The organism is Nocardioides zeae, assembly GCF_010686755.1.
Lineage (GTDB): Bacteria > Actinomycetota > Actinomycetes > Propionibacteriales > Nocardioidaceae > Nocardioides > Nocardioides zeae.
On sequence record NZ_JAAGXA010000001.1, the window covers coordinates 286,387 to 308,435 of the forward strand.

Annotated in this window: 19 protein-coding genes and 1 other RNA gene; 12 read left to right on the forward strand and 8 right to left on the reverse strand. The window is 74.0% G+C overall.

Annotation, left to right across the window (positions count from 1 at the left end; all coding sequences use genetic code 11):
- Nucleotides 1–132: 132 nt before the first annotated feature.
- Nucleotides 133–544, reverse strand: an RNA gene (gene rnpB / locus G3T38_RS01420) — RNase P RNA component class A.
- 77 nt (nucleotides 545–621) lie between these two features.
- On the opposite strand from rnpB, the gene G3T38_RS01425 reads away from it, so the two are divergent.
- A complete protein-coding gene (locus G3T38_RS01425; protein ID WP_163770278.1) occupies nucleotides 622–1,083 on the forward strand; it encodes a tetratricopeptide repeat protein in 462 nt (153 codons plus the stop codon).
- A 53-nt stretch (nucleotides 1,084–1,136) separates the two neighbouring features.
- On the opposite strand, the gene G3T38_RS01430 is transcribed toward G3T38_RS01425, so the two are convergent.
- The 5 genes from G3T38_RS01430 to G3T38_RS01450 all read right to left on the reverse strand — a co-directional run bounded on the left by G3T38_RS01430 (nucleotide 1,137) and on the right by G3T38_RS01450 (nucleotide 5,905).
- Nucleotides 1,137–1,976 (reverse strand): transglutaminase family protein, encoded by an 840-nt coding sequence (locus G3T38_RS01430; RefSeq protein ID WP_163770279.1) that lies wholly within the window; start codon nucleotides 1,974–1,976, stop codon nucleotides 1,137–1,139.
- A 2-nt stretch (nucleotides 1,977–1,978) separates the two neighbouring features.
- Complete coding sequence (locus G3T38_RS01435) at nucleotides 1,979–2,914, reverse strand: alpha-E domain-containing protein (protein WP_163770280.1); 936 nt, start codon at nucleotides 2,912–2,914, stop codon at nucleotides 1,979–1,981.
- On the reverse strand, nucleotides 2,908–4,512 hold the full coding sequence (locus G3T38_RS01440; protein ID WP_163770281.1) for a circularly permuted type 2 ATP-grasp protein: 1,605 nt from the start codon (nucleotides 4,510–4,512) through the stop codon (nucleotides 2,908–2,910). The genes G3T38_RS01435 and G3T38_RS01440 overlap by 7 nt, the downstream gene beginning before the upstream one ends.
- Before the next feature lie 72 nt (nucleotides 4,513–4,584).
- Entirely contained in the window at nucleotides 4,585–5,439 is an 855-nt protein-coding gene (gene map, locus G3T38_RS01445) for a type I methionyl aminopeptidase (RefSeq protein WP_163770282.1), read from the reverse strand.
- Nucleotides 5,440–5,482: 43 nt separating this feature from the next.
- Nucleotides 5,483–5,905 carry an SRPBCC family protein gene (locus G3T38_RS01450; protein WP_163770283.1) on the reverse strand — a complete coding sequence of 141 codons (423 nt, stop codon included), beginning with the start codon at nucleotides 5,903–5,905 and terminating at the stop codon, nucleotides 5,483–5,485.
- A gap of 68 nt (nucleotides 5,906–5,973) precedes the next feature.
- On the opposite strand from G3T38_RS01450, the gene G3T38_RS01455 reads away from it, so the two are divergent.
- Complete coding sequence (locus G3T38_RS01455) at nucleotides 5,974–6,165, forward strand: hypothetical protein (RefSeq protein WP_163770284.1); 192 nt, start codon at nucleotides 5,974–5,976, stop codon at nucleotides 6,163–6,165.
- Between the two features lie 87 nt (nucleotides 6,166–6,252).
- Here G3T38_RS01455 and panB read toward each other — a convergent pair whose 3' ends face one another.
- On the reverse strand, nucleotides 6,253–7,113 hold the full coding sequence (panB, locus tag G3T38_RS01460; protein WP_163770285.1) for a 3-methyl-2-oxobutanoate hydroxymethyltransferase: 861 nt from the start codon (nucleotides 7,111–7,113) through the stop codon (nucleotides 6,253–6,255).
- A 99-nt stretch (nucleotides 7,114–7,212) separates the two neighbouring features.
- Complete coding sequence (locus G3T38_RS01465) at nucleotides 7,213–7,461, reverse strand: antibiotic biosynthesis monooxygenase (protein WP_206675753.1); 249 nt, start codon at nucleotides 7,459–7,461, stop codon at nucleotides 7,213–7,215.
- Between the two features lie 25 nt (nucleotides 7,462–7,486).
- On the opposite strand from G3T38_RS01465, the gene G3T38_RS01470 reads away from it, so the two are divergent.
- From G3T38_RS01470 to G3T38_RS01515, 10 genes are all read left to right on the forward strand, one after another.
- A complete protein-coding gene (locus G3T38_RS01470) occupies nucleotides 7,487–7,741 on the forward strand; it encodes a hypothetical protein (protein ID WP_163770286.1) in 255 nt (84 codons plus the stop codon).
- Nucleotides 7,742–7,840: 99 nt separating this feature from the next.
- Entirely contained in the window at nucleotides 7,841–8,050 is a 210-nt protein-coding gene (locus tag G3T38_RS01475) for a heavy-metal-associated domain-containing protein (protein ID WP_163770287.1), read from the forward strand.
- Nucleotides 8,050–9,051: a heavy-metal-associated domain-containing protein gene (locus G3T38_RS01480; protein ID WP_194247556.1), complete on the forward strand. Its 1,002-nt coding sequence runs from the start codon at nucleotides 8,050–8,052 to the stop codon at nucleotides 9,049–9,051. Before G3T38_RS01475 ends, G3T38_RS01480 begins: the two co-directional genes overlap by 1 nt.
- Nucleotides 9,035–11,356, forward strand: coding sequence for a heavy metal translocating P-type ATPase (locus G3T38_RS01485; RefSeq protein WP_163770288.1), 2,322 nt, complete (start codon nucleotides 9,035–9,037; stop codon nucleotides 11,354–11,356). The genes G3T38_RS01480 and G3T38_RS01485 overlap by 17 nt, the downstream gene beginning before the upstream one ends.
- Nucleotides 11,353–11,667 carry a metal-sensitive transcriptional regulator gene (locus tag G3T38_RS01490; protein ID WP_163770289.1) on the forward strand — a complete coding sequence of 105 codons (315 nt, stop codon included), beginning with the start codon at nucleotides 11,353–11,355 and terminating at the stop codon, nucleotides 11,665–11,667. Before G3T38_RS01485 ends, G3T38_RS01490 begins: the two co-directional genes overlap by 4 nt.
- A gap of 47 nt (nucleotides 11,668–11,714) precedes the next feature.
- Nucleotides 11,715–13,787, forward strand: coding sequence for an NAD(+) synthase (locus G3T38_RS01495; RefSeq protein ID WP_163770290.1), 2,073 nt, complete (start codon nucleotides 11,715–11,717; stop codon nucleotides 13,785–13,787).
- Between the two features lie 67 nt (nucleotides 13,788–13,854).
- Nucleotides 13,855–15,192, forward strand: a complete 1,338-nt coding sequence (locus tag G3T38_RS01500; protein WP_163770291.1) for a glutamine synthetase family protein — start codon at nucleotides 13,855–13,857, stop codon at nucleotides 15,190–15,192.
- Nucleotides 15,193–15,963: a type 1 glutamine amidotransferase gene (locus G3T38_RS01505; RefSeq protein WP_163770292.1), complete on the forward strand. Its 771-nt coding sequence runs from the start codon at nucleotides 15,193–15,195 to the stop codon at nucleotides 15,961–15,963.
- A 1-nt stretch (nucleotide 15,964) separates the two neighbouring features.
- The gene (locus G3T38_RS01510; RefSeq protein WP_338037390.1) at nucleotides 15,965–18,997 is read left to right on the forward strand and encodes a bifunctional [glutamine synthetase] adenylyltransferase/[glutamine synthetase]-adenylyl-L-tyrosine phosphorylase; all 3,033 of its coding nucleotides are present in this window, start codon (nucleotides 15,965–15,967) and stop codon (nucleotides 18,995–18,997) included.
- The gene (locus tag G3T38_RS01515) at nucleotides 18,981–21,887 is read left to right on the forward strand and encodes a DEAD/DEAH box helicase family protein (protein WP_163770293.1); all 2,907 of its coding nucleotides are present in this window, start codon (nucleotides 18,981–18,983) and stop codon (nucleotides 21,885–21,887) included. The genes G3T38_RS01510 and G3T38_RS01515 overlap by 17 nt, the downstream gene beginning before the upstream one ends.
- Nucleotides 21,888–22,049 lie beyond the last annotated feature (162 nt).

The window sequence follows — 22,049 nt, forward strand, 5'->3', positions numbered from 1 at the left end:
GATGGCCGAGACGCTGCCCAGCTCGCCGCACGTCACCCGCAGCCTGCGCGCGCTGCTCGACGCGCGGCACGAGCTCGATGCACGACACGAGCCCGGCGCTGCAGCATCGCGGCGCGAGCAGGGCGCGGGGTGCGGACGGGCTGGCCTGTAGGCCGGGTTCTGTCCTCGGGCCCGTTGCCGGGCACCGATGTGCGGCCATCCATCTAGGGCCGCCGTTGCCGACGACCTCGTGCAGTCCACCCGCGTGCTCGGGCGGGCAGCCCTCGAACGCACGCGCGTCCACCTCCTCGCGGAGGCGGACTTCTCGACCTTGCTCCAGGTGGGGTTTACCGAGCCGCTCCGGTCGCCCGGAGCGCTGGTGGTCTCTTGCACCACCGTTTCACCCTTGCCTCCCGCCGGCCGGAGCCGGAGGGCGGCGGTCTGTTCTCTGTGGCACTGTCCCGCGGGTCACCCCGGGTGGGCGTTACCCACCACCTCGCCCTGTGGAGCCCGGACCTTCCTCGACGACACCCGAGGGTGCCGCCGCGGCCGCCCGGCCAGCCCATCCGCACGCAGCAGGATAGGGGAACAACGGGCCCGGCCGTGACGTTGGGGCCGGCACGCACGACGAGAGGGGACACCATGACCGACCACAGCGACTGGACCGAGCAGGTCGAGCAGATCAGCGCCCCCGCGATCGTGTTCCCGGGCCAGGAGCAGGACCCCACGTCGGCGCACCGTGCGTCGTTCGACCTGCTCGCCCGCCGCGCGCCCGTCGAGGCGCTCGCGCTCATCGAGCCGGCGCTCGAGCTGGACGCCGGGAACTACGGCCTGCGCAGCCTGCGCGCGTGGGCGTACCTCCTGCGGGCCCAGCTGCAGCGTGCGGAGGAGGAGCTGCGCGGCCTCGTGGAGGAGAACCCCAGCGACGACTGGGCGCGCCACGCGCTGGCCCGCAGCCTCGAGCGGCAGTCGAGGTTCGGCGACGCGCTCCCGCACGCGCGGCTCGCCGCCGCGATGACCGGCGACCCCGAGCACGAGCTCACGGCGCTCCGCATCGAGCGGCGTCTCGCCGAGCAGCGGGGCACGGTGGACGACCTGGTCTGAGCCGACCGGGGGGTACGGCGCGGGGTCGCCCGCGCCGTACCCGACGGACCGGTTCACGCCAGCCGCGTGACCTCGACCTGCACGAACATCCGCGACGTCCGCGCCCCGGCGAAGATGCCGCTCAACGGCCGCACGTCGCCGTAGTCGCGCCCCGCCGCGATGACGACGTGCCGGTCGCTGATGGGCTGGGCGTTGGTGAGGTCGAAGGCGTGCCAGCCGGCGTCCCACCACTCGATCCACGCGTGGGACTCGCCGGCGACCGTGACGCCGACCTCCGGCTCGGCGGACGGGTGGAGGTAGCCCGAGACGTAGCGCGCGGGGATCCCCAGGTGCCGCAGGCCGCCGATCGCGAGGTGCGCCATGTCCTGGCAGACGCCGCCCCGCTGCTCCCACGCCTCGGCGGCGCGGCTCGTCACCTCGGTGGCGCCGCGGATGTACTCGACCTCCGCGTGCACGAGCGCGCAGACCGCCGTGGCGGCGTCGCCGGGGGTGGCGGACTCCGCGCGGATCGTGTCCAGCCGGGCGACCAGGTCCGCGGGCGGCGCCACGAGGTCGGGCAGCATGAGGAACTCGGTGTGCACGTCGGCGACGTCCGGCGCGGCCAGGTCCTCCCACGCGAGCGTCGGCGGCGGCAGCGGCGAGCGGTTGGTGTGGACCGTCGCCTGGGCCTGCACGGTGAGCGCGTCGTGCGGGTCGAGCACCTCGAAGGACGTGACCTGCGCGCCCCAGTAGTCGCGGTAGGTGTGCGTCCACGGCGTGGGCGTGATGTCGAGGCGCGTGTGGGCCACGATCTGCTCGGGCGAGGTCTGCGGCGTCAGGCGGGCCTCGTTGTAGGACGTCACCGCCTTGCCGTCGTACTCGTAGCCGGTCGTGTGGACGATGCGCAGCTGCATGCTCACAGGGCACCTCCGTGCCACTCGGTCGCCTCGGAGCCGGCGAAGTAACGACGGGTGACGGCGTCGGTGGCGGCGGCGCAGGTGTACTGCAGCCGCTCCATCTCCGCCGGCAGGTTGGCGACGACGTCGGACAGCGACCGGTACTCCAGGTCGGCCCGTGTGCGGCCCAGCAACCGCTGGGCGTCGTTGCCGAACCCCGCGCGGGCGCCGCCCGACTCGAGGTTGTCGAGGCACTGCTCGGCCCGGCTGATCGAGTGCACGATCGAGCGGGGGAACAGGCGGTCGAGCAGCAGGAACTCCGCGGCGCCGCGGTCGGTCTCCAACCCCCGGTACGTCCGCAGGAAGGCCTCGTAGGCGCCGCAGGCCCGCAGCGTCGACGTCCAGGCGGAGGCCGCGCTCGAGCTCGTCAGCGCCGCGGTCGCGACCAGCCGTGCCGTCATGTCGGCGCGCTCGATGCTGCGGCCGAGCACGAGGAACTGGTAGCCCTCGTCGCGCGTCATCGTCGCCTCGGCGGTGCCGTTCACCAGGGCCGCGCGATCGCGGACCCAGCCGAAGACCGCGGGTGGGCGCAGCGTGCGGAAGCGGCCGGAGGGCAGGGCGCGCCACGTCGTGTTGACCGCCTCCCACATCGGCTCCGACAGCGTCTCGCGGGCGCGGCGGGCCGACTCGCGCGCCGCGCCGAGCGCCGCGGCGATCGACCCGGGCGCATTGGCGTCGTAGGCCAGCAGCTCGAGGATCGTCTGCCGGGTCATGTCGGTGTCGTCGTCGTAGGGCACGCCCATGATCGACAGCAGCGTGCGGCAGGCCGCCGCCTCGTCGACCGTCGGGTCCTCGAGCATCAGCTGGGTCTGCACGTCGAGGATGCGCGCGGTGTCCTCCGCGCGCTCCACGTAGCGACCGATCCAGAACATCGACTCCGCGATGCGGCTCAGCACGGGGTTCCTCCCTCGAACGACGGAGCGGCGGTGGCGCCCTGCTGTTGTTGCTGCTCCTGCTCCACGAGCACCGCCACGGGTTGGGTCACGGGGCCGGCCGAGGGGACCGTGCCGCCCGTGATCTCGACCTGTCGCTGCGACTGGCGCTGCCTGTGGCCACCGCCGGGACCGGCGAGCACCCAGGTGTCCTTCGACCCGCCGCCGCGGGAGGAGTTGACGATCAGCTCGCCCTCGGCGAGCGCGACCCGGGTCAGGCCGCCGGGGAGCACCCAGACGCGCTGACCGTCGTTGACGGCGAACGGGCGGAGGTCGACGTGACGGGGAGCCATCTTCCCGCCGATGTAGGTCGGCACCGTCGACAGCTGCACCACCGGCTGCGCGATCCACGCGCGGGGATCGTCGAGCACCTTGCCGCGCAGCTCGTCGAGCTCCGCCGCGGAGGCCCGCGGGCCGATCACGATGCCCTTGCCGCCCGAGCCGTCCACCGGCTTGAGCACGAGCTCGTCGAGCCGGTCCATGACCTCCTCGCGGTGGTCCGGCTCGCCGCAGCGCCAGGTGTCGACGTTGCGGAGCACCGGCTCCTCGCCGATGTAGTAGCGGATCAGGTCGGGCATGTAGGTGTAGACGAGCTTGTCGTCGGCGACGCCGTTGCCGACCGCGTTCGCGAGCGTCACGTTGCCGGCACGCGCGGCGTTGATCAGCCCCGGGCAGCCGAGCAGCGAGTCGGCCCGGAACTGCACGGGGTCGAGGAACTCGTCGTCCACCCGCCGGTAGATCACGTGGACCTGTTCGAGGCCCTTGGTGGTGCGCATCATGACCCGACCACGGCGGCAGACGAGGTCGCGCCCCTCGACGAGCTCGACGCCCATGGTGCGCGCGAGCAGCGCGTGCTCGAAGTACGCCCCGTTGTAGACGCCCGGCGTCAGCACGACGACCGTCGGGTCGGTGACGCCGGCCGGCGCGGCGGCGCGCAACGCCGAGAGGAGGCGTTGCGGGTAGGACGCCACGGGTCGGATCCGGTGCTGCGCGAACGTCTCCGGCAGCGCCGAGGAGATCGCCCGACGGTTCGTCATCACGTAGGACACGCCCGACGGCACCCGCACGTTGTCCTCGAGCACCCGGAACTCGCCCGCGTTGTCGCGGACGAGGTCGATGCCCGACACCTGGATCCGCACACCGTTCGGCGGCGTGATCCCGGCGGCGGCGCGGTGGTAGTGCGACGAGGTGGTGACCACCGAGCGGGGGATCACGCCGTCCTCGAAGACGCGACCCGCGTCGTACACGTCCTCGAGGAACATCTCCAGCACCTTGACCCGCTGCTGGACGCCCTTCTCGATGCGCGACCACGACTCCATCTCGATGACGCGCGGCAGGATGTCGAGCGGGAACGCGCGTTCCTCGCCCCCGATGTCGAACGTGACGCCCTGGTCGAGATAGGCCGTCGCGAGCGCGTCGACGCGGCTGCGGAGCTCCGGCTCCGTCATGTCGTCGAGCGAGGCGGACAGCTGTGCGTAGGGCGCGCGGAGGCCGTCGTCGGCGAACATCTCGTCGAACGCCGGCCCCGCTGCGCCGCTGTATCCCTCGAACATGGCCGTCATGGGGCGGACGTTACCCAGGACCTGTGACACGGGTGTTGCAGGACGCTCCGTGAACGGCGCCCGGACCGGGGTTCAGGGGAGGGTGAGCACCTCGGCGCCGGTCGGCGTGACGAGCAGGGTGTGCTCGAACTGGGCCGTGCGGCGACGGTCCTTCGTGACCGCGGTCCAGCCGTCCTCCCACATGTCGTGCTCGGGGGTGCCGAGGGTCAGCATGGGCTCGATCGTGAAGGTCATTCCGGCGCGGATCACGTCGTCGTAGTAGTCGCTGTCGTAGTGCGGGATCACCAGGCCCGAGTGGAAGTGCGTGCCGATGCCGTGGCCGGTGAAGTCCTTGACCACGCCGTAGCCGAACCGCGCCGCGTAGGCCTCGATCACCCGGCCGATGACGTTGACCCGCCGCCCCGGCTTGACCGCCTTGATGCCGCGCTCCAGCGCCTCCCGCGTGCGCTCCACCAGCAGCCGCGACTCCTCGTCGACGTCGCCCGCGAGGAACGTCGCGTTGGTGTCGCCGTGCACGCCGTCGAGGTAGGCGGTGATGTCGATGTTCACGATGTCGCCGTCCTCGACGACCGTCGTGTCGGGGATGCCGTGGCAGATGACCTCGTTGAGGCTGCTGCACAGCGACTTGGGGAAGCCGCGGTAGCCCAACGTCGAGGGGTACGCCCCGTGGTCGCACAGGAACTCGTGCCCGATGCGGTCGAGCTCGTCGGTCGTCACCCCGGGCCGTACGGCCCGCCCCACCTCCGCGAGCGCCTGCGCCGCCAGCCGCCCGGCCGCGCGCATCCGCTCGATGGTCTCCGCGTCCTTCACCTCGTCGCCCTCGAAGCGCTCGGGGACCGGACGCCCGACGTACTCCGGGCGCGGGATGGCGCGGGGCACCGGGCGGACGGGGGAGACGGTGCCGGGGGTCAGCGGGGCGCGGGACATGACGCCCACTCTAGGGACGCCGGGCCGTGGGTCCGCGCGTGGCTCAACCGCGGCGTACGGCGCGGGTGAAGAGCGTCAGGAGCACCCGGGCCACGCCCGCGAGCGCGACGCCCTCGACGACGGGGAGGCGGCGCGAGGCGTGCAGCGTCCAGGCCACCTCGGTGCTCGTGGCGCTGCGCTCGGTCAGCCGCACGGTGCCGCCGTAGCCGCGGAACGGCACGCCACCGAGGGCGACGTAGGACAGCGAGCGTCCCGGCTCGACGGCGGTGACGCGCTCGACGATCGCGGGTGCCGGGCCGCTCTTGATGCGCCGGACCGCACCGACGCCACCGGGCTCCTCGGCGCCGCTGTCGTCGACCGTGACGCGCAGGCCGGGACCCCACTGCTCGATGGCGGTGTGGTCGGCGAGCGCCGCCCAGACGACACCGATCGGCTTGTCGACGACGGTCCTGGCGGTGGTCTCCACGGGTGCTCCTCGGGTGGCTGGCCGGTGGCTGGCCGGTGGTCGGTCGGTGGCGGGAGTAGCGTGTCGTCATGACGAGCCGACTCTCCGACAACACGCCCGACGACTGGTGGTTCTGCCTCAAGCACCACACGGTCGAACCGCGCAACGGGTGCAAGAACAAGGACCGGCTCGGACCCTACGCGACCCGCGAGGAGGCGTCCCACGCCCTCGAGAAGGTCGAGGAGCGCAACGAGGAGTGGGAGGGCGAGAGCTCGTCGTGAGTCGTGGCCCCAGCGCGGCGTTCTTCGCTGCGCTGGGGCCACGGCCTCCTGCGGTGCCGGCGTTGGTGGCCGACGGGCCCAGGTGGATCAGAACGTGTGCTCGGGTCCCGGGAAGGTCCCGCCGCGCACCTCGTCGACGTAGGCCCGCGCGCCCTCGGCCAGCACCGACCGCACGTCGGCGAACTGCTTCACGAACCGCGGCATGCGTCCCGTGCGGAGGCCGAAGGCGTCCTGCCAGACGAGCACCTGGGCGTCGCACTCCGGACCGGCGCCGATGCCGACCGTGGGGATGGCCAGCTCCTTCGTGACCTGGGCGGCGACGTCACCCGGCACCATCTCCATCACCACGGCGAAGGCGCCCGCGTCGGCGACCGCGTGGGCGTCTTGGAGGATCCGCTCCGCGGCGTCCCCGCGCCCCTGCACGCGGTAACCGCCGAGGGTGTGCTCCGACTGGGGGGTGAACCCGATGTGGGCGCAGACGGGAATGCCGCCGAGGGTCAGCTTCTCGATGGTCGCGGCCATCTCGGCGCCGCCCTCGAGCTTCACCGCGTGGGCGCCGCCCTCCTTCATGAAGCGGACGGCCGTCAGGTACGCCTGCTCCGGGCTCGCCTGGTAGGAGCCGAACGGCAGGTCGCCGAGCACGAGCGCGCGGCGGGCGGAGCGGGCGACGGCCCGCGTCAGCGGGATCAGCTCGTCCACGGTCACCGGCAGCGAGGTCTCGTTGCCGAGCACGTTGTTGGAGGCGCTGTCACCGACGAGGAGCACCTCGAGGCCGGCCTCGTCGAAGACCTCGGCGGTGTACATGTCGTAGGTCGTCAGCATCGTCCACCGCTCGCCGCGCTCCTTCATGTCGCGCAGGTGGTGGGTGCGGATGCGCTTCACGGGTGCCGCGGCGGGCGTGCTGCCGGCCTGCGGCCCCGACCCGTAGGGGCTGGGCTGCTCACTCATCGTCGAGTTCCTTGCTGTGTGCTCTCGCGGCTCCCTGGTGGAGTCCCCGGACCGCGACCAGCGTAGGACGGACCTCGGGGTACGGCGCTGTGGCACCCGTCACGGGCCGTAGTCGCGCTCCACGGTCGCGACGCGCGCCCGGTACGTCGCGTACCACTCCGCGCGGCCACGACGCTGGGCGAGCAGGTGCTCGGCGACCTGCTTCCAAGCGCGAGCGGCGGCTGCGTCGCGCCAGTACGACACGGTGATGCCCTCGTCGCCGGACCGCGCCGACTCGATACCGAGGTAGCCGGGGCGCGCGGCGGCGAGCTCCTCCATGCGCGCCGCGGTCGCGGCGAGGAACGGCACGCGGGCAGCGTGACACGATGGGACGGTGACCCCGGTGCTGGCCCGCTACGGACGCACGCTCGCCCGCGTGCAGTCCGCCCCGACCTGGCTGTTGGTCGTCTTCGTCGTGACCGTGGCGCTGCTCCCGCTGTCGACCCCCGTGCAGGTCGGCGTGCTCGTCTTCGTCGTCCTGTTCTTCTGGCTCCCGCTGGCGGTCGTGCTCCGGCGGGAGTTCCGACGCGGGTACGACCAGGAGGGCGCGCGCCAGCGCCTGCGGGACCTGGAGCGCGGGGAGCGCTGAGCCCGGGCTCCTCCGCGTTCGCGGAATAGCCGCCGGCGGCGTACGGTTGCGTCGACGACATACCCCCAGGGGGTATCCGACGACGACAGGGGAGTTCCCATGACGACGACCGAGTTCCAGGTGACGGGCATGACCTGCGGCCACTGCGAGGCCGCGGTGCGCGAGGAGGTCGGCCAGGTGGCCGGCGTCGAGTCGCTCGAGGTGAGCGCCGCGACCGGCCGCCTCGTGGTGACCTCGTCCGCGCCCGTCGACGACGCCGCCGTGGTGGCGGCGGTCGACGAGGCCGGGTACGTCGCGGCGCGCGCCTGATGCGCACCGCTCCGCGTCTCGCCGCGTTCGGCGCCGGGCTGCTCGTCGTGCTCGGCGGCTCCTACGCCGTGGGCGCCGCGGTGGTCCCGTCGTCGGTCGTCGAGGCGTGGGGCGAGCGTGCCCCCAGCGGGCACGTCGGCCAGCACGGCACCGACGGCCACGGTGGCCACGAGGAGCCCGCGGTCGGCGGCCTCGCCGCCGCGGCCGACGGCTACGAGCTCACCGACCTCGCGGCGCCCGCCGCGCCCGCCAGCTCGGGGACGTTGAGCTTCCGCCTGCTCGGCCCCGACGGGGAGCCGCTGACCGACTACGACCCGAGCCACGAGCGCGACCTCCACCTGGTCGTCGTGCGCACGGACGGGCAGGGGTTCCGCCACGTGCACCCCACGCTCGCCGCCGACGGCACCTGGTCGCTGCCCTGGACCTGGGACACCGCGGGCAGCTACCGCGTCATCGCGGACTTCGTCCCGGCGGGCGGGGAGACCACCACCCTCGGCGCGACCGTCGAGGTCGGCGGTGAGGTCGTGCCGTCCCGACCCCTCGGGGAGGTGCGGACGGCGCGGGTCGGCAGTCTCGTCGTACGGCTCGAGGGCGACCTTCCGGTGGGCGGCTCCGGGGGCGAGCTCGTCGCCCACGTCGAGCGGGACGGGGAGCCGGTGACGACGCTCGAGCCCTACCTCGGGGCCTTCGGGCACCTCGTGGCCCTGCGGCAGTCGGACCTCGGCTACCTCCACGTCCACCCCGAGGGCGACGCGCCGGCGCCGGACGACCGCGCCGGACCGGAGATCGCGTTCCACGCGACCGCGCCGACGGCCGGTCGCTACCTGCTCTACCTCGACCTCGTCGTCGACGGGCAGGTCCACACCGCGCCGTTCGTGCTCGACGCGGGGGCGAGCGACCACAGCAGCGGGCACGACCACAGCAGCGGGCACGACAGCAGCAGCGAGCACGACAGCAGCGAGCACGGGGGAGAGGAGAGCGGGCATGACCACCAGCACTGAGGCGCGCACCGATGCGCCGCTCGAGGACGTCGAGCTCCTCATCGGCGGCATGACCTGCGCCTCGTGCGCCATGCGCGTCGAGAAGAAGCTCAACAAGCTCGAGGGCGTCGAGGCGACCGTCAACTACGCGACGGAGAAGGCGCGGGTGCGCGTGCCGGAGGGCTACGACCCCGCGCTGCTCGTCGCGGAGGTCGAGCGCACCGGCTACACGGCCGAGCTGCCCCCGCCCCCGGCGGAGCCCGCGGCGACCGGCGGGAGCGACGCGATCGCCGATTCGGGTACGACGCGTGCCGACGCCGAGCTGCACGCCCTGCGCGACCGGCTGGTCGGGTCGACCGTGCTGGCGGTGCCCGTCATCGCGCTCGCGATGGTGCCGGCGTGGCAGTTCGACTACTGGCAGTGGCTCTCGCTGGCCCTCGCGTGGCCCGTCGTGGTGTGGGGCGCCTGGCCGTTCCACCGCGCCGCGTTCACCAACGCCCGGCACGGCGCCGCCACCATGGACACCCTCATCTCGGTGGGCACGCTGTCGGCGCTCGCGTGGTCGGTCTACGCGCTCTTCTGGGGCTCCGCCGGCGAGGTCGGCATGACCCACGGCTTCGAGCTGACCGTGGCGCCGACCGACGGCACCGCGAACGTCTACCTCGAGGTGGCCGCCGGCGTGACGGCCTTCGTGCTGGCCGGTCGCTACGCGGAGAAGCGCTCGAAGCGTCGCGCGGGCGCGGCCCTGCGCGCGCTCCTCGACCTCGGCGCGAAGGACGTCGCGCGCCTGCGCGACGGTCGCGAGGAGCGGGTGCCGGTCGGCGAGCTGGTGGTCGGTGACGTCTTCGTCGTGCGTCCCGGCGAGAAGATCGCCGCCGACGGCGAGGTCGTCGAGGGCGCGTCCGCCGTCGACGCGTCGATGCTCACCGGCGAGTCGGTGCCCGTGGACGTCGGCGTGGGTGACGCGGTGACCGGCGGCTGCGTGAACACGAGCGGCCGGCTCGTCGTGCGCGTCGCCCGGGTCGGTGCCGACGCGCGGCTCGCCCAGATGGCGCGGCTCGTCGAGGACGCCCAGTCCGGCAAGGCCGAGGTGCAGCGCCTCGCCGACCGGGTCTCGGCCGTGTTCGTGCCCGTCGTCATGGCGATCGCGGTCGCCACGCTCGGTGTCTGGTGGGGCGCGGGCTTCCCGCTCGAGGCCGCGTTCACCGCGGCGGTGGCCGTGCTCATCATCGCCTGCCCCTGCGCGCTCGGCCTGGCCACGCCGACCGCGCTGCTCGTCGGCACGGGCCGGGGAGCGCAGCTCGGCATCCTCATCAAGGGCCCCGAGGTGCTCGAGTCGACCCGCCGCGTCGACACGGTCGTGCTCGACAAGACCGGCACCGTCACCACGGGCACGATGACCCTCGTCGACGTGCTGCCCGCGGCCGGCGAGGACCGCGCGGAGCTGCTGCGCGTCGCCGGGGCGCTCGAGACGGGTTCCGAGCACCCCATCGCCCGCGCGGTGGTGGTCGGGGCCGAGGAGGTCGGCCCGCTGCCCGCGGTCGCCGGCTTCCGGTCGGTCGAGGGACGTGGCGTGCAGGGCGAGGTCGAGGGGCGCACCGTGCTCGTCGGGCGCCCGGGGTACGTCGCGGACGCCGGCCTCGCCGTACCGACCGAGCTGGCCGAGGCCGTCGCGGGCGCCGGGGAGGCCGGGCGCACCGCCGTCGTCGTGGGCTGGGACGGCCGCGTGCGCGGCGTGCTCGCCGTGGCCGACGAGGTGAAGTCGACGAGCGCCGAGGCGATCGCCGCGCTCCGGGCGCTCGGCCTGCGTCCCGTCCTGCTGACGGGCGACCACCGGGCCGTGGCCGAGCGCGTCGCCGCCGAGGTCGGGATCGACCAGCCGGGCGACGAGGTCGTCGCCGAGGTGCTGCCCGCCGACAAGGTCGACGTGGTGCGCCGCCTGCAGGCGGAGGGCCGCGTGGTCGCCATGGTCGGCGACGGCGTCAACGACGCCGCAGCCCTGGCACAGGCCGACCTGGGGCTCGCGATGGGTACCGGCACGGACGTCGCCATCGAGGCGGCGGACATCACGCTCGTGCGCGGCGACCTGCGCTCGGCGGCGGACGCGGTGCGGCTCGCGCGCCGTACGCTCGGCACGATCAAGGGCAATCTCTTCTGGGCGTTCGGCTACAACGTCGCCGCCATCCCGCTCGCGGCCCTCGGGCTGCTCAACCCCATGCTCGCCGGCGCGGCGATGGCGTTCTCCAGCGTCTTCGTCGTCGGCAACAGCCTGCGGCTCCGCACGTTCGCGGCCCGCACCAGCACTCCCGGGAGGACGACCGCATGACGGAGCACGAGGGCCACGGGGGCCACGAGGGCCACGGCTACAGCGGTGACAAGGCGCGCTACCTGGCCCGGCTCAAGCGCATCGAGGGCCAGGCCCGGGGGATCCACCGGATGGTGGAGGAGGACCAGTACTGCATCGACGTCCTCACCCAGATCAGCGCGGTGACGAGCGCGTTGCGCGGCGTCGCGCTGGCCCTGCTCGACGACCACCTCGAGCATTGCGTCGCGGACGCGGCGGCAGCCGGGGGCGCGGAGGCCGACGCGAAGCTCAAGGAGGCCTCGGCGGCGATCGCGCGGCTCGTGCGGTCCTGAGCCCCGCCCCGCGCGCGACCGCCGACCGGTGCGGCAGACTCGGGCCCGTGACCTCGGCGACGCGTGACGACCAGGACTGGGCCTCGATCTACGGGCAGGGCTTCGCCCGCGTGGCCGCGGTGACGCTGCCCGTCGCCGTCGGCGACCCGGCAGCCAATGCGCGGGCCGTGCTCGAGCAGGCCCGTGCCTGCCACGACGAGGCGGTCGCGGTGGCCGTCTTCCCGGAGCTGTGCCTCACCGGCTACTCCGCCGAGGACCTCTTCCTCCAGGACGTGCTCCTCGACGCCACGCTCGAGGCGATCGAGGAGGTCGTCGCCGGGTCGGCGGACCTGCTGCCGATCCTCGTCGTCGGTGCGCCGATCCGCCACGGCAACCGGGTGCTCAACGCCGCCGTCGTCGTGCACCGCGGACGCGTGCTGGGCGTCGCGCCGAAGTCCTACCTCCCGACCTACCGGGAGTTCTACGAGCGCCGCTGGTTCGCCCCGGGCGACGACCTCGGCGGCACGATCGTGCTGGCCGGCCACGAGGTGCCGCTCGGCGACGACCTCCTGTTCGCGGCGACCGACGTGCGGGGCCTCGTGCTCCACGTCGAGGTCTGCGAGGACATGTGGGTGCCGGTCCCGCCGAGCGCGCTCGCCGCGCTCGCCGGCGCGACGGTCCTGGCGAACCTCTCGGGCAGCCCGATCACCGTGGGCCGCGCCGAGGACCGGCACCTCCTGGCGCGCTCGGCCTCGTCGCGCTGCCTCGCGACGTACGTCTATGCGGCCGCGGGCCAGGGCGAGTCGACCACCGACCTGTCGTGGGACGGGCAGACGATGGTCTACGAGCACGGCGAGCTGCTGGGGGAGTCGGAGCGGTTCCCCGACGGCCCGCGCCGCACGATCGTCGACACCGACCTCGACCGCACGCGGCTCGAGCGGCTCCGCACCGGCACCTTCGACGACAACCGCCGGGCGGTGCTCGGCGACGCCGACTTCCGGGTCGTCGAGCTGGAGCTCGACCCGCCGACCGGTGACGTCGGGCTGCGGCGCAAGGTCGACCGGTTCCCCTTCGTGCCCGACGACCCCGAGCGGCTCGCGCAGGACTGCTACGAGGCCTACAACATCCAGGTCTCCGGCCTCGAGCGCCGCCTCGAGGCGATCGGCGGCGACGCCTGGCAGCCGAAGGTCGTCATCGGCGTCAGCGGCGGCCTCGACTCGACGCACGCCCTCATCGTGGCCGCGAAGGCCATGGACCGCCTCGGTCGGCCGCGCAGCGACATCCACGCCTTCACGCTGCCGGGCTTCGCGACGGGGGACACGACGAAGTCCTACGCGACGCGGCTCTCGCGGTCGCTCGGCGTGACCTTCGAGGAGATCGACATCACCGGCGCCGCCCGGCAGATGCTCGCCGACCTGCAGCACCCGTACGCCGACGGCGCGGAGGTCTACGACGTCACGTTCGAGAACGTCCAGGCCGGGCTGCGCACCGACTACCTGTTCCGCCTCGCCAACCACCGCGGCGGCATCGTGCTCGGCACGGGCGACCTCTCGGAGCTGGCGCTCGGCTGGTGCACCTACGGCGTGGGCGACCAGATGTCGCACTACAACGTCAACGGCGGCGTCCCGAAGACCCTCATCCAGCACCTGATCCGGTGGGTGATGGGGAGCGGTCAGTTCGGCGAGGACACCAACGAGGTGCTCGGCGAGATCCTCGAGCAGGAGATCACGCCCGAGCTGATCCCCACGGGCGCGGACGGCGTGGCGCAGCGCACCGAGGACAGCGTCGGGCCCTACGCGCTGCAGGACTTCACCCTCTTCCACGTGCTGCGCTACGGCATGGCGCCGAGCCGGATCGCGCTGCTCGCCCGGCACGCGTGGTCGGACCGGACGGCCGGCGAGTGGCCTCCGAACTTCCCCGAGCACCGGCGCGCGGAGTACGACCTCGCGGAGATCCGCCGCTGGCTCGACGTCTTCGTCCGGCGCTTCTTCGCGAACCAGTTCAAGCGGTCCGCGCTCCCGAACGGACCGAAGGTGGTCGCGGGCGGCACGCTGAGCCCGCGCGGCGACTGGCGCATGCCCTCCGACGCGACGGCGGCGGCCTGGCTGGCCGACCTGGAGCGGGTGCCCGCCGACGGCTGACGGGGCGGGCGTCACGACTTGTGGAGTTGCCCCGAGGGGTGTCGGAGCCGACCACTAGGGTGACGCCATGGGCAAGCAGGAAGACTTCGTTCTCCGCTCTCTCGAGGAGCGTGACGTCCGGTTCGTCCGGCTCTGGTTCACCGACGTGCTCGGTCACCTGAAGTCGGTCGCGGTGGCTCCCGCGGAGCTCGAGGGCGCCTTCTCCGAGGGCATCGGCTTCGACGGCTCGGCGATCGAGGGCTTCGCGCGGGTCTACGAGTCCGACATGCTGCTGCTCCCCGACGCCTCGACCTTCCAGATCCTCCCGTGGCGCGCGACCGGGCCGTCGACGGCCCGCATGTTCTGCGACGTCGTGATGCCGGACGGCAGCCCGTCCTACGCCGATCCCCGGTTCGTGCTGAAGCGCAACCTCGCGGCGGCGGCCGAGAAGGGCTTCACCTTCTACACGCACCCCGAGATCGAGTTCTACCTGCTGAAGAACATCCCCGAGGTGGGCGTCGACCCGGTCCCGGTCGACCGCACGGGCTTCTTCGACCACACGCCGCAGTCGATGGGCTCCGACTTCCGCCGCGAGGCGATCACGATGCTCGAGGCCATGGGCATCTCGGTCGAGTTCAGCCACCACGAGGGCGGGCCCGGTCAGCAGGAGATCGACCTGCGGTACGCCGACGCGCTCAGCACCGCCGACAACATCATGACCTTCCGCACCGTCATCCGCGAGGTCGCGCTGAGCCAGGGCATCTGGGCGACCTTCATGCCCAAGCCGTTCACGACCCACCCGGGCTCCGGGATGCACACCCACCTGTCGCTCTTCGAGGGCGACCGCAACGCGTTCTTCGAGGCGGGCGCGGAATACCAGCTGTCCCGCACCGGTCGCCACTTCATCGCCGGGATCATGCGCCACGCGGGCGAGATCTCGGTCGTCACCAACCAGTGGGTGAACTCCTACAAGCGGCTCCTGTGGGGCGGCGAGGCGCCGTCCTACATCTGCTGGGGCCACAACAACCGCTCCGCCATGGTGCGCGTGCCGATGTACAAGCCGAACAAGAGCCAGTCGACGCGCGTCGAGCTGCGCACGCTCGACCCCGCCTGCAACCCCTACCTGGCCTACGCGGTGGTGCTCGCGGCCGGCATGCGCGGCATCGAGAACGAGTACGAGCTGCCCCGCGAGGCCGAGGACGACGTGTGGTCGCTGACCGAGCGGGAGCGCAAGAGCCTCGGCATCGACCCGCTCCCCAAGACCCTGTCGGAGGCCATCGAGGTCGCCGACTCCTCCGAGCTGCTGGCCGAGGCCCTCGGCGAGCACGTCTACGACTTCTTCCTCCGCAACAAGCGGGCGGAGTGGGAGGAGTACCGCACGCAGGTCTCCGCGTTCGAGCGCGACCTCATGCTGCCGGTGATCTGAGTGCCCACCCTCCTCGTCGTCCAGCACCAGGCCGACTGCCCGGCCGCGCTGTTCGGGCCGTGGCTCGCCGAGGGCGGCCTGGAGCTCGACGTGCGCCGGGTCGACGACCCGACCACGGTGCTGCCACCCCTGGAGGGGTACGCCGGCGTGCTCGTCCTCGGCGGCTCGCCGGGCGCGACGGACGACGGGGTCGCGCCGTGGCTCCCCGCGGTGCGAGCCCTCGTGCGCGAGGCGGCGGAGCGCGGCCTGCCGACGCTCGGCATCTGCCTGGGCCACCAGCTCGCGGCGGTGGCGCTGGGGGGCGCGGTCGCGCGGAACCCGAACGGGCAGACGGTGGGCGTGACCCCCGTGGGATGGACCGACGAGGCGGCGGGAGACCCGCTTTTCGCGGCCGTGGTCGCCGCGCGCCCGGAGGCCGTCGCGGTGCACTGGAACAACGACGTCGTCACCACGCTGCCCGCCGGCGCCGTCGTGCTGGCGCGCACCCCGGGCGGGGAGGTGCAGGCCGCCCGCCTAGCGCCGACCGTCTGGGGCGTGCAGCTCCACCCCGAGGCGGACCGCCCGGTCGTCGCGGCGTGGGCTGCCTCCGACGCGGCGACCCACGCTGCCCGGGGGCTCGACCAGACCGCGCTGCTCGACGCCGTCGAGGGCGCCCACGCCCAGCTGGCCGCGACGTGGCGGGTGCTCGCCGAGGGCTTCGCCCGGCTCGTCCGCACCGCGCCCGTCCCCGGCGACGGGCGGCGGGAGGCCCCGCTGTCGGAGGCGTCCTGACGTGGCCGGTGCCGTGACGGGTCGTGGCCCGAGCCGGGGTGTCCTCCTGCGTGCGGGCTTCGCCGACGTCGACACCGCGGGCCAGCGTCTCGCGGGCCTGGGCGAGCGGGCCGGCGCGGTGCTGGGGATCCTCGGCCGCACCGCCGACCCCGACGTCGCGCTGGCCGGGCTGGTCCGCCTCGCCGAGCGGGTGGACGAGGAGGACGTCGCGGGCGGCGCCGAGGCGCTCCTCGACGCCGTCGCCGACGACGAGGGCACCGCGATGCGCCTGCTCTCGGTGCTGGGCGCGAGCACGGCGCTCGGCGACCACCTGGCCAAGCACCCGAGCCACTGGCGGGAGCTGACCGACCCCACGCTGGGCTCGACGCGGCCGGCCGCCTGGGCGATCCGGGCGGGCCTGCTGCGCGCGGTCGGGGCGGACCCGTCGGAGCGCGACCCGGTGGCCGACGTGAGCACCCCCGACCTCGACCGTGCGGCGCTGGACGGGCTGCGGGTCGAGTACCGGCGGTGGCTGCTGCGGCTCGCGTCCCGCGACCTGGCCCACCACCTCGGGGTCGACGACGTCGCGGCGGAGCTCTCCGACCTGGCGTCCGGCACCCTCGAGGCCGCGCTGGCGGTGGCGCGGGGGCGCGTGGGGGACGCAGCCGCCAGCGTGCGGCTGGCCGTCGTCGCGCTCGGCAAGTGCGGTGGGCACGAGCTCAACTACGTCTCCGACGTCGACGTCGTGTTCGTGCACGAGCCGGCGGTCGGTCCGGAGGGGGAGCCCGCGGTCGGTCCCGACGCGGCGCTGCGCACCGCCAGCCGTCTCGCCTCGCAGCTCATGCAGGTCTGCTCCGACCACACCGGGGAGGGCACGATCTGGCCGGTCGACGCCAACCTCCGTCCGGAGGGCCGGCGCGGCACGCTCTCGCGCACGCTGGCGAGCCACGAGGCCTACTACGACCGCTGGGCCAGCACGTGGGAGTTCCAGGCGCTGCTCAAGGCCCGTCCGGTGGCGGGCGACGCGGCGCTCGGTGCCGACTACCTGGCGATGGCCCAGGGATTCGTCTGGCGTGCCGCGGAGCGGGAGAACTTCGTCACCGACGTGCAGGCCATGCGGCGCCGGGTGCTCGACCACATCCCCGCCCGCGAGGCGGAGCGCCAGCTGAAGCTCGGCTCGGGCGGGCTGCGCGACGTCGAGTTCGCGGTCCAGCTGCTCCAGCTCGTCCACGGCCGGTCCGACGAGCACGTGCGGATGCCCACGACCCTGAGCGCGCTCGCGGCGCTGACCAGCCGGGGGTACGTGGGGCTCGAGGACGGCACGGCCCTCCACGACGCCTACGCGTTCCTGCGCACGCTGGAGCACCGCATGCAGCTCTGGCAGATGCGCCGCATCCACGTGGTGCCCGACGACGAGGCCGACGTGCGTCGCCTCGGTCGCTCGATGCAGCACCTGCGCGAGCCGGTGAGCGGGCTGGAGAAGGAGTGGCGCCACCACCGCCGCGAGGTGCGGCGGCTCCACGAGAAGCTGTTCTACCGGCCGCTGCTCGAGGCGGTGGCGCGCATCCCCGGGGAGGCGAGCCGGCTGTCGCCGGAGGCCGCCGAGCGTCGCCTCGCCGCGCTGGGGTACGTCGACCCTGCTGCGGCCCTGCGCCACCTCGAGGCGTTGACCGCGGGGGTGTCCCGCACGGCGGCCATCCAGCGCGCGCTGCTGCCCGCGCTGCTCGACTGGTTCGCGGACGCACCCGACCCCGATGCCGGCCTGCTGGGCTTCCGCCGCATCTCCGAGAGCCTGGGCACCACGCCGTGGTACCTGCGCACCCTGCGCGACGAGGGCGAGGTCGCCCACCGCCTGGCGCGGCTGCTCGCGACGTCCCGCTACGCGACGGACCTCCTCCAGCGCGAGCCGGAGGGCGTCAGGATCCTCGCCCAGGACCTCGCGCCGCTCTCGGCCGAGACGCTCACCACCGAGATGCTCGCCGGCGCCCGGCGCCACGACGACCTGGCGGCCGCGGTGCGCGTCATCCGCGGCGTACGGCGGCGGGAGCTGTTCCGGATCTCCGCCGGCGAGCTGCTGGAGGTCAACGACGTCGACACCGTCGGGGCCGCGCTGTCGCGGCTCACCGACGCGACGCTCGAGGCGACCCTGCAGGCCGTCGTGGCACGCCTCGTCGCGCAGCGGCGGCTGGACGGGGCACCGACGCGGATGGCGGTGGTGGCGATGGGGCGGTACGGCGGCTTCGAGCTGTCCTACGGCTCCGACGCCGACGTCATGTTCGTCCACGACCCGCTGCCGGGCCGCGAGGACGAGGCGGGCGCGTTCGCCAAGGCCGTCGTCAGCGAGCTGCGCACCCAGCTCGGCGTGGCAGGTCCGGACCCGGCGCTGGAGGTCGACGCCGACCTGCGGCCCGAGGGCCGGCAGGGCGCACTGGTGCGCACGTTGGACTCCTACGCGGCGTACTACTCCCGCTGGTCGCACGTCTGGGAGTTCCAGGCCCTCCTGCGTGCCGACGCGGTCGTCGGTGACGAGGGCCTGCGCGACCGGTTCCACGCGCTGATCGACCCGCTGCGGTTCCCGGCCGAGGGCATCGACGACGAGGCCGTGGCGGAGGTACGCCGCATCAAGGCCCGCGTCGACACCGAGCGCCTGCCGCGCGGCGCGGACCCGGCGACCCACCTCAAGCTCGGCCGCGGCGGTCTCGCCGACATCGAGTGGACGGTGCAGCTGCTCCAGATGCGGCACGCGGGACAGGTGCCCGGGCTGCGGACCCCGCGCACGATCGAGGCCCTGGCCGCAGCGCAGGAGGCCGAACTCCTCGCCGCGGAGGACGCGGACACCCTCGCCCAGGCGTGGCGGCTGGTGAGCCGGATGCGCAACGCGGTCACGCTGGTGCGCGGCAAGCCCGGCGACCAGCTGCCCCGTGACCCGCGGGAGCGGGCGGCCGTGGCGTCGGTGCTGGGCTACGGCCCCGGGGAGGCGGACGCGCTCGTCAACGACCACCTGCGCACGACCCGCCACGCGCGGGCCGTCGTCGACCGTGTCTTCTGGGAGTGAGGCGGCCCCGGTCGGCCTGACCTGGCGTCAGCACCAGCGCGCGGCGTTCGCCGCCGTCCAGGCAGACCAGCGCCGCAAGCGGATCGACGGGGTGCCGCTCCGGTCGTGGGTCGTCATGCCGCCGGGATCGGGGAAGACCTACGTCGGCCTCGGGCTCGCCCAGCTGGCCCGGGCGGCGACCGGGGCGACGGTCGTCGTGCTCGTCCCGACGACCGCCGTGCAGGGGCAGTGGATCGCTGCGGCGGCCGATCTCGGGCTGGAGGCGTCCACGGACCGGTCCGTCACGGCCGAGGTCACCGTGCTCACGTTCCAGGCGGTCGCCCACCTGGTGCCGCCGACGGAGGAGCCGCCGCCCGACGCGGCCGTGGACCCCGAGGGCGACCCGCTCGAGCTGCCCGAGGAGATCGACGGGATCGCCGACACCGAGATCGGGGCGCGGCTGCACGAGAACGGCAGCGACCTCGTCGCGCGCCTGACCGAGCTCAGCCCGTTGCTCGTGGTCCTCGACGAGGCGCACCACCTGCTCGAGGCGTGGGGGTCGCTCCTCGTCGAGACCCTCGCCCACCTGGGCAACGCCAGCGTCGTGGCGCTCACGGGCACGCCCCGCGGCGGGGTCGGTGGGGAGCAGCGGCTCGCGCTGACGACGTACTTCGGGTCGACGGCCTACGAGGCGAGCGCCGTCGACCTCGTGCGGCAGGGCGACCTGGCGCCCTACGCCGAGCTCGCCTGGTTCACCGAGCCCACCGCCGCGGAGGTCACGTGGATGGGGGAGGCGCCGCTGCGGTTGGCCGAGCTCGTGGCGCTCCTCGACGCCCCGGGCTTCGGGAGCACGTCGATGCGCGACTGGTTGCGCCTGCGCTTCGTGACGCCGACCCGCTCGTGGCGGCGCCGGGTCTCCTGGACGTCCCTGGCCGCGGCCGACCCGGCCGTCGCCGATGCCCTGCTGCGCCACGCCCACGCGGGCGAGGTCGACCTGCCGGGCGGAGCGCGGCTCCGTCGGGAGCACCGTCGACCCCCGACGCTCGAGGACCGGATGCTGCTCGTCGACGACTGGCTGCGCCGCTGCGTGGCACCGAGCGACGACCCCCGGGACGCGGAGGTGCTGGCGGTCCTGCGCCGCACGCTGCCCGCCGTCGGGTGGGTGTGGACCCGGCACGGCGTCCGTCGCGGTCGCGAGATGGCCGACCGCGTGCTCGCGCGGTCGGAGGCCAAGTCGGTCGCGTGCGTGGAGATCCTCCACCACACGGTCGGCGTGCTGGGGCCACGGATGCGGATGCTCGTGCTCACCGACCACGAGAGCGCGTCGTCGACGGTGCCGATGACGGTCCGCGGGGTCGTCGACGGGAAGGCGGGGTCCGCGTGGGCCGTGCTCGACGAGCTCACCCACGACCGCGCGACCGACCTGCTCCAGCCCGTGCTGGTCACGGGTCGCACGGTGGCGGGCACGCCCGCGACGATGACGGACCTCGCGTCCTTCGTGGCGGAGCGCGACCCCGACCTGGGTGCCACCCTCCGGGTGGAGCCGGTGCCGCTCGCGAGCGCGGAGGCCGGCCGGGTGCCGCTCGCCCGGCTCGTCGGGGAGCGCCGTCCCGACGGGTCGCTGCCGTGGCAGGCGCACCGCTGGATCGGCGAGGTGACCGCCTACCTCACGGCGGGCCGCACGCAGGTGCTCGTCGGGACGCGCAGCGTGCTCGGCGAGGGCTGGGACGCGCGCTGCGTCACCGGGATCGTCGACCTCACCACCCCGACCACCCACCAGTCGGCCGTGCAGGTGCGGGGCCGGTCGCTGCGCACCGACCCGGCGTGGCCGGAGAAGGTGGCCGTGAACTGGACGCCCGTGTGCGTCGCCGAGGGCCACCCGAGCGGAGCGCAGGACTGGGAGCGCCTGGTGGCGAAGCTGGAGGGGTACGTCGCGCCCCACCCCGCGGGCGGGCTCGACGTGGGCGCCGGGTCGCTGTGGTGGCCCCAGCGGTTCGACGGCAGACCGGCGGTGCCCCCGGTCGACCGGTTCGCCGAGCTCAACGCCGCCGCGATGCGGCGCGCGACCGACCTCGAGGCCATCCGGGACGCCTGGTCGGTGGGGGAGCCCACCGGGGTCGGACGGCGCCGCGCCTCGCACGGCGCCCTGCGCGGGTTCGTCACCCACCGCACCGTCGAGCTGCCTCCGCCGGGGACGGTGGTGGAGCCGCGGGTGGCGCCGGAGCTGCCGTTCTCGGGGAACGACATCACGGTCGGCGGATTGGCCGTGACCGGCTTCGGGGTGGGTCTCCTGGTGGGCGGTGGGGTGGGGATCGCCAGCGATCTCGTCGAAGCGATCATGGTTGCTGGTGGTGCTGTGGGTGCGTCGCTCGGTACGGCACTCCACTTCGTGCGGCGACGTCGCGGTGGGTGGCGCGTGAGGACGGCCGAGGAGGCGCTCGAGCACGCGCGTCGTCGCCCCGGTCTGCAACACGTCGCCGGCGCGGTCGCCGCCGCGCTCCACGAGCTCCGGCTCACGACGGTTCCCGCCGAGTCGACCGAGTTGACGATCGGGACGGACGGCTCGTACGGCGCTGACCTCCGGGGAGCGAGCGCGGAGGAGCGGGAGGTCTTCTCGGTCGCCCTGGCGGAGGTGATCGGCCCGTTGGAGAAGGCGCAGTTCCTCGTCTCGGTGGCACTGCTCTCGCCTTCGGGGCCGGACGGTGACCGCGCCCGAATCCGAGCGATCCTGGCGGGACAGGGGATCGTGCACGACGACGAGGCCTGGTTCGCCGTCCCGTCGGTGATCGGGGACGACGCGGACCGCGCCGCGACGTACGCCGCGTGCTGGGCGCGCTGGACCGGCGGCCGCGACGTGGCCCTCGCCACCGCGACCCCCGAGGGAGCCGGCGTGCTCGCCGCCCACGCCTGATACCCCTGGGGGGTATGGCACTTTCCCCGGTCGACCGGGGAACCGACCGCTTCGACCATCAAATTTGATGGTCGAAGCGGTATGTTCCCCGGCTGACCGGGGAACTTGCCGGCCCCCTCCCCGCCCCCAGCGGGTTGGCCCCCTCTCAGGCGCGGATCGTAG

Coding starts and splice junctions, on each gene's coding strand:
- G3T38_RS01425 (WP_163770278.1), top strand. CDS start 622: ATGACCGACCACAGCGACTGGACCGAGCAGGTCGAGCAGATCAGCGCC.
- G3T38_RS01480 (WP_194247556.1), top strand. CDS start 8,050: ATGCGCACCGCTCCGCGTCTCGCCGCGTTCGGCGCCGGGCTGCTCGTC.
- panB (WP_163770285.1), bottom strand. CDS start 7,113: ATGAGTGAGCAGCCCAGCCCCTACGGGTCGGGGCCGCAGGCCGGCAGC.
- G3T38_RS01430 (WP_163770279.1), bottom strand. CDS start 1,976: ATGCAGCTGCGCATCGTCCACACGACCGGCTACGAGTACGACGGCAAG.
- G3T38_RS01475 (WP_163770287.1), top strand. CDS start 7,841: ATGACGACGACCGAGTTCCAGGTGACGGGCATGACCTGCGGCCACTGC.
- G3T38_RS01440 (WP_163770281.1), bottom strand. CDS start 4,512: ATGACGGCCATGTTCGAGGGATACAGCGGCGCAGCGGGGCCGGCGTTC.
- map (WP_163770282.1), bottom strand. CDS start 5,439: ATGTCCCGCGCCCCGCTGACCCCCGGCACCGTCTCCCCCGTCCGCCCG.
- G3T38_RS01500 (WP_163770291.1), top strand. CDS start 13,855: ATGGGCAAGCAGGAAGACTTCGTTCTCCGCTCTCTCGAGGAGCGTGAC.
- G3T38_RS01485 (WP_163770288.1), top strand. CDS start 9,035: ATGACCACCAGCACTGAGGCGCGCACCGATGCGCCGCTCGAGGACGTC.
- G3T38_RS01455 (WP_163770284.1), top strand. CDS start 5,974: ATGACGAGCCGACTCTCCGACAACACGCCCGACGACTGGTGGTTCTGC.
- G3T38_RS01490 (WP_163770289.1), top strand. CDS start 11,353: ATGACGGAGCACGAGGGCCACGGGGGCCACGAGGGCCACGGCTACAGC.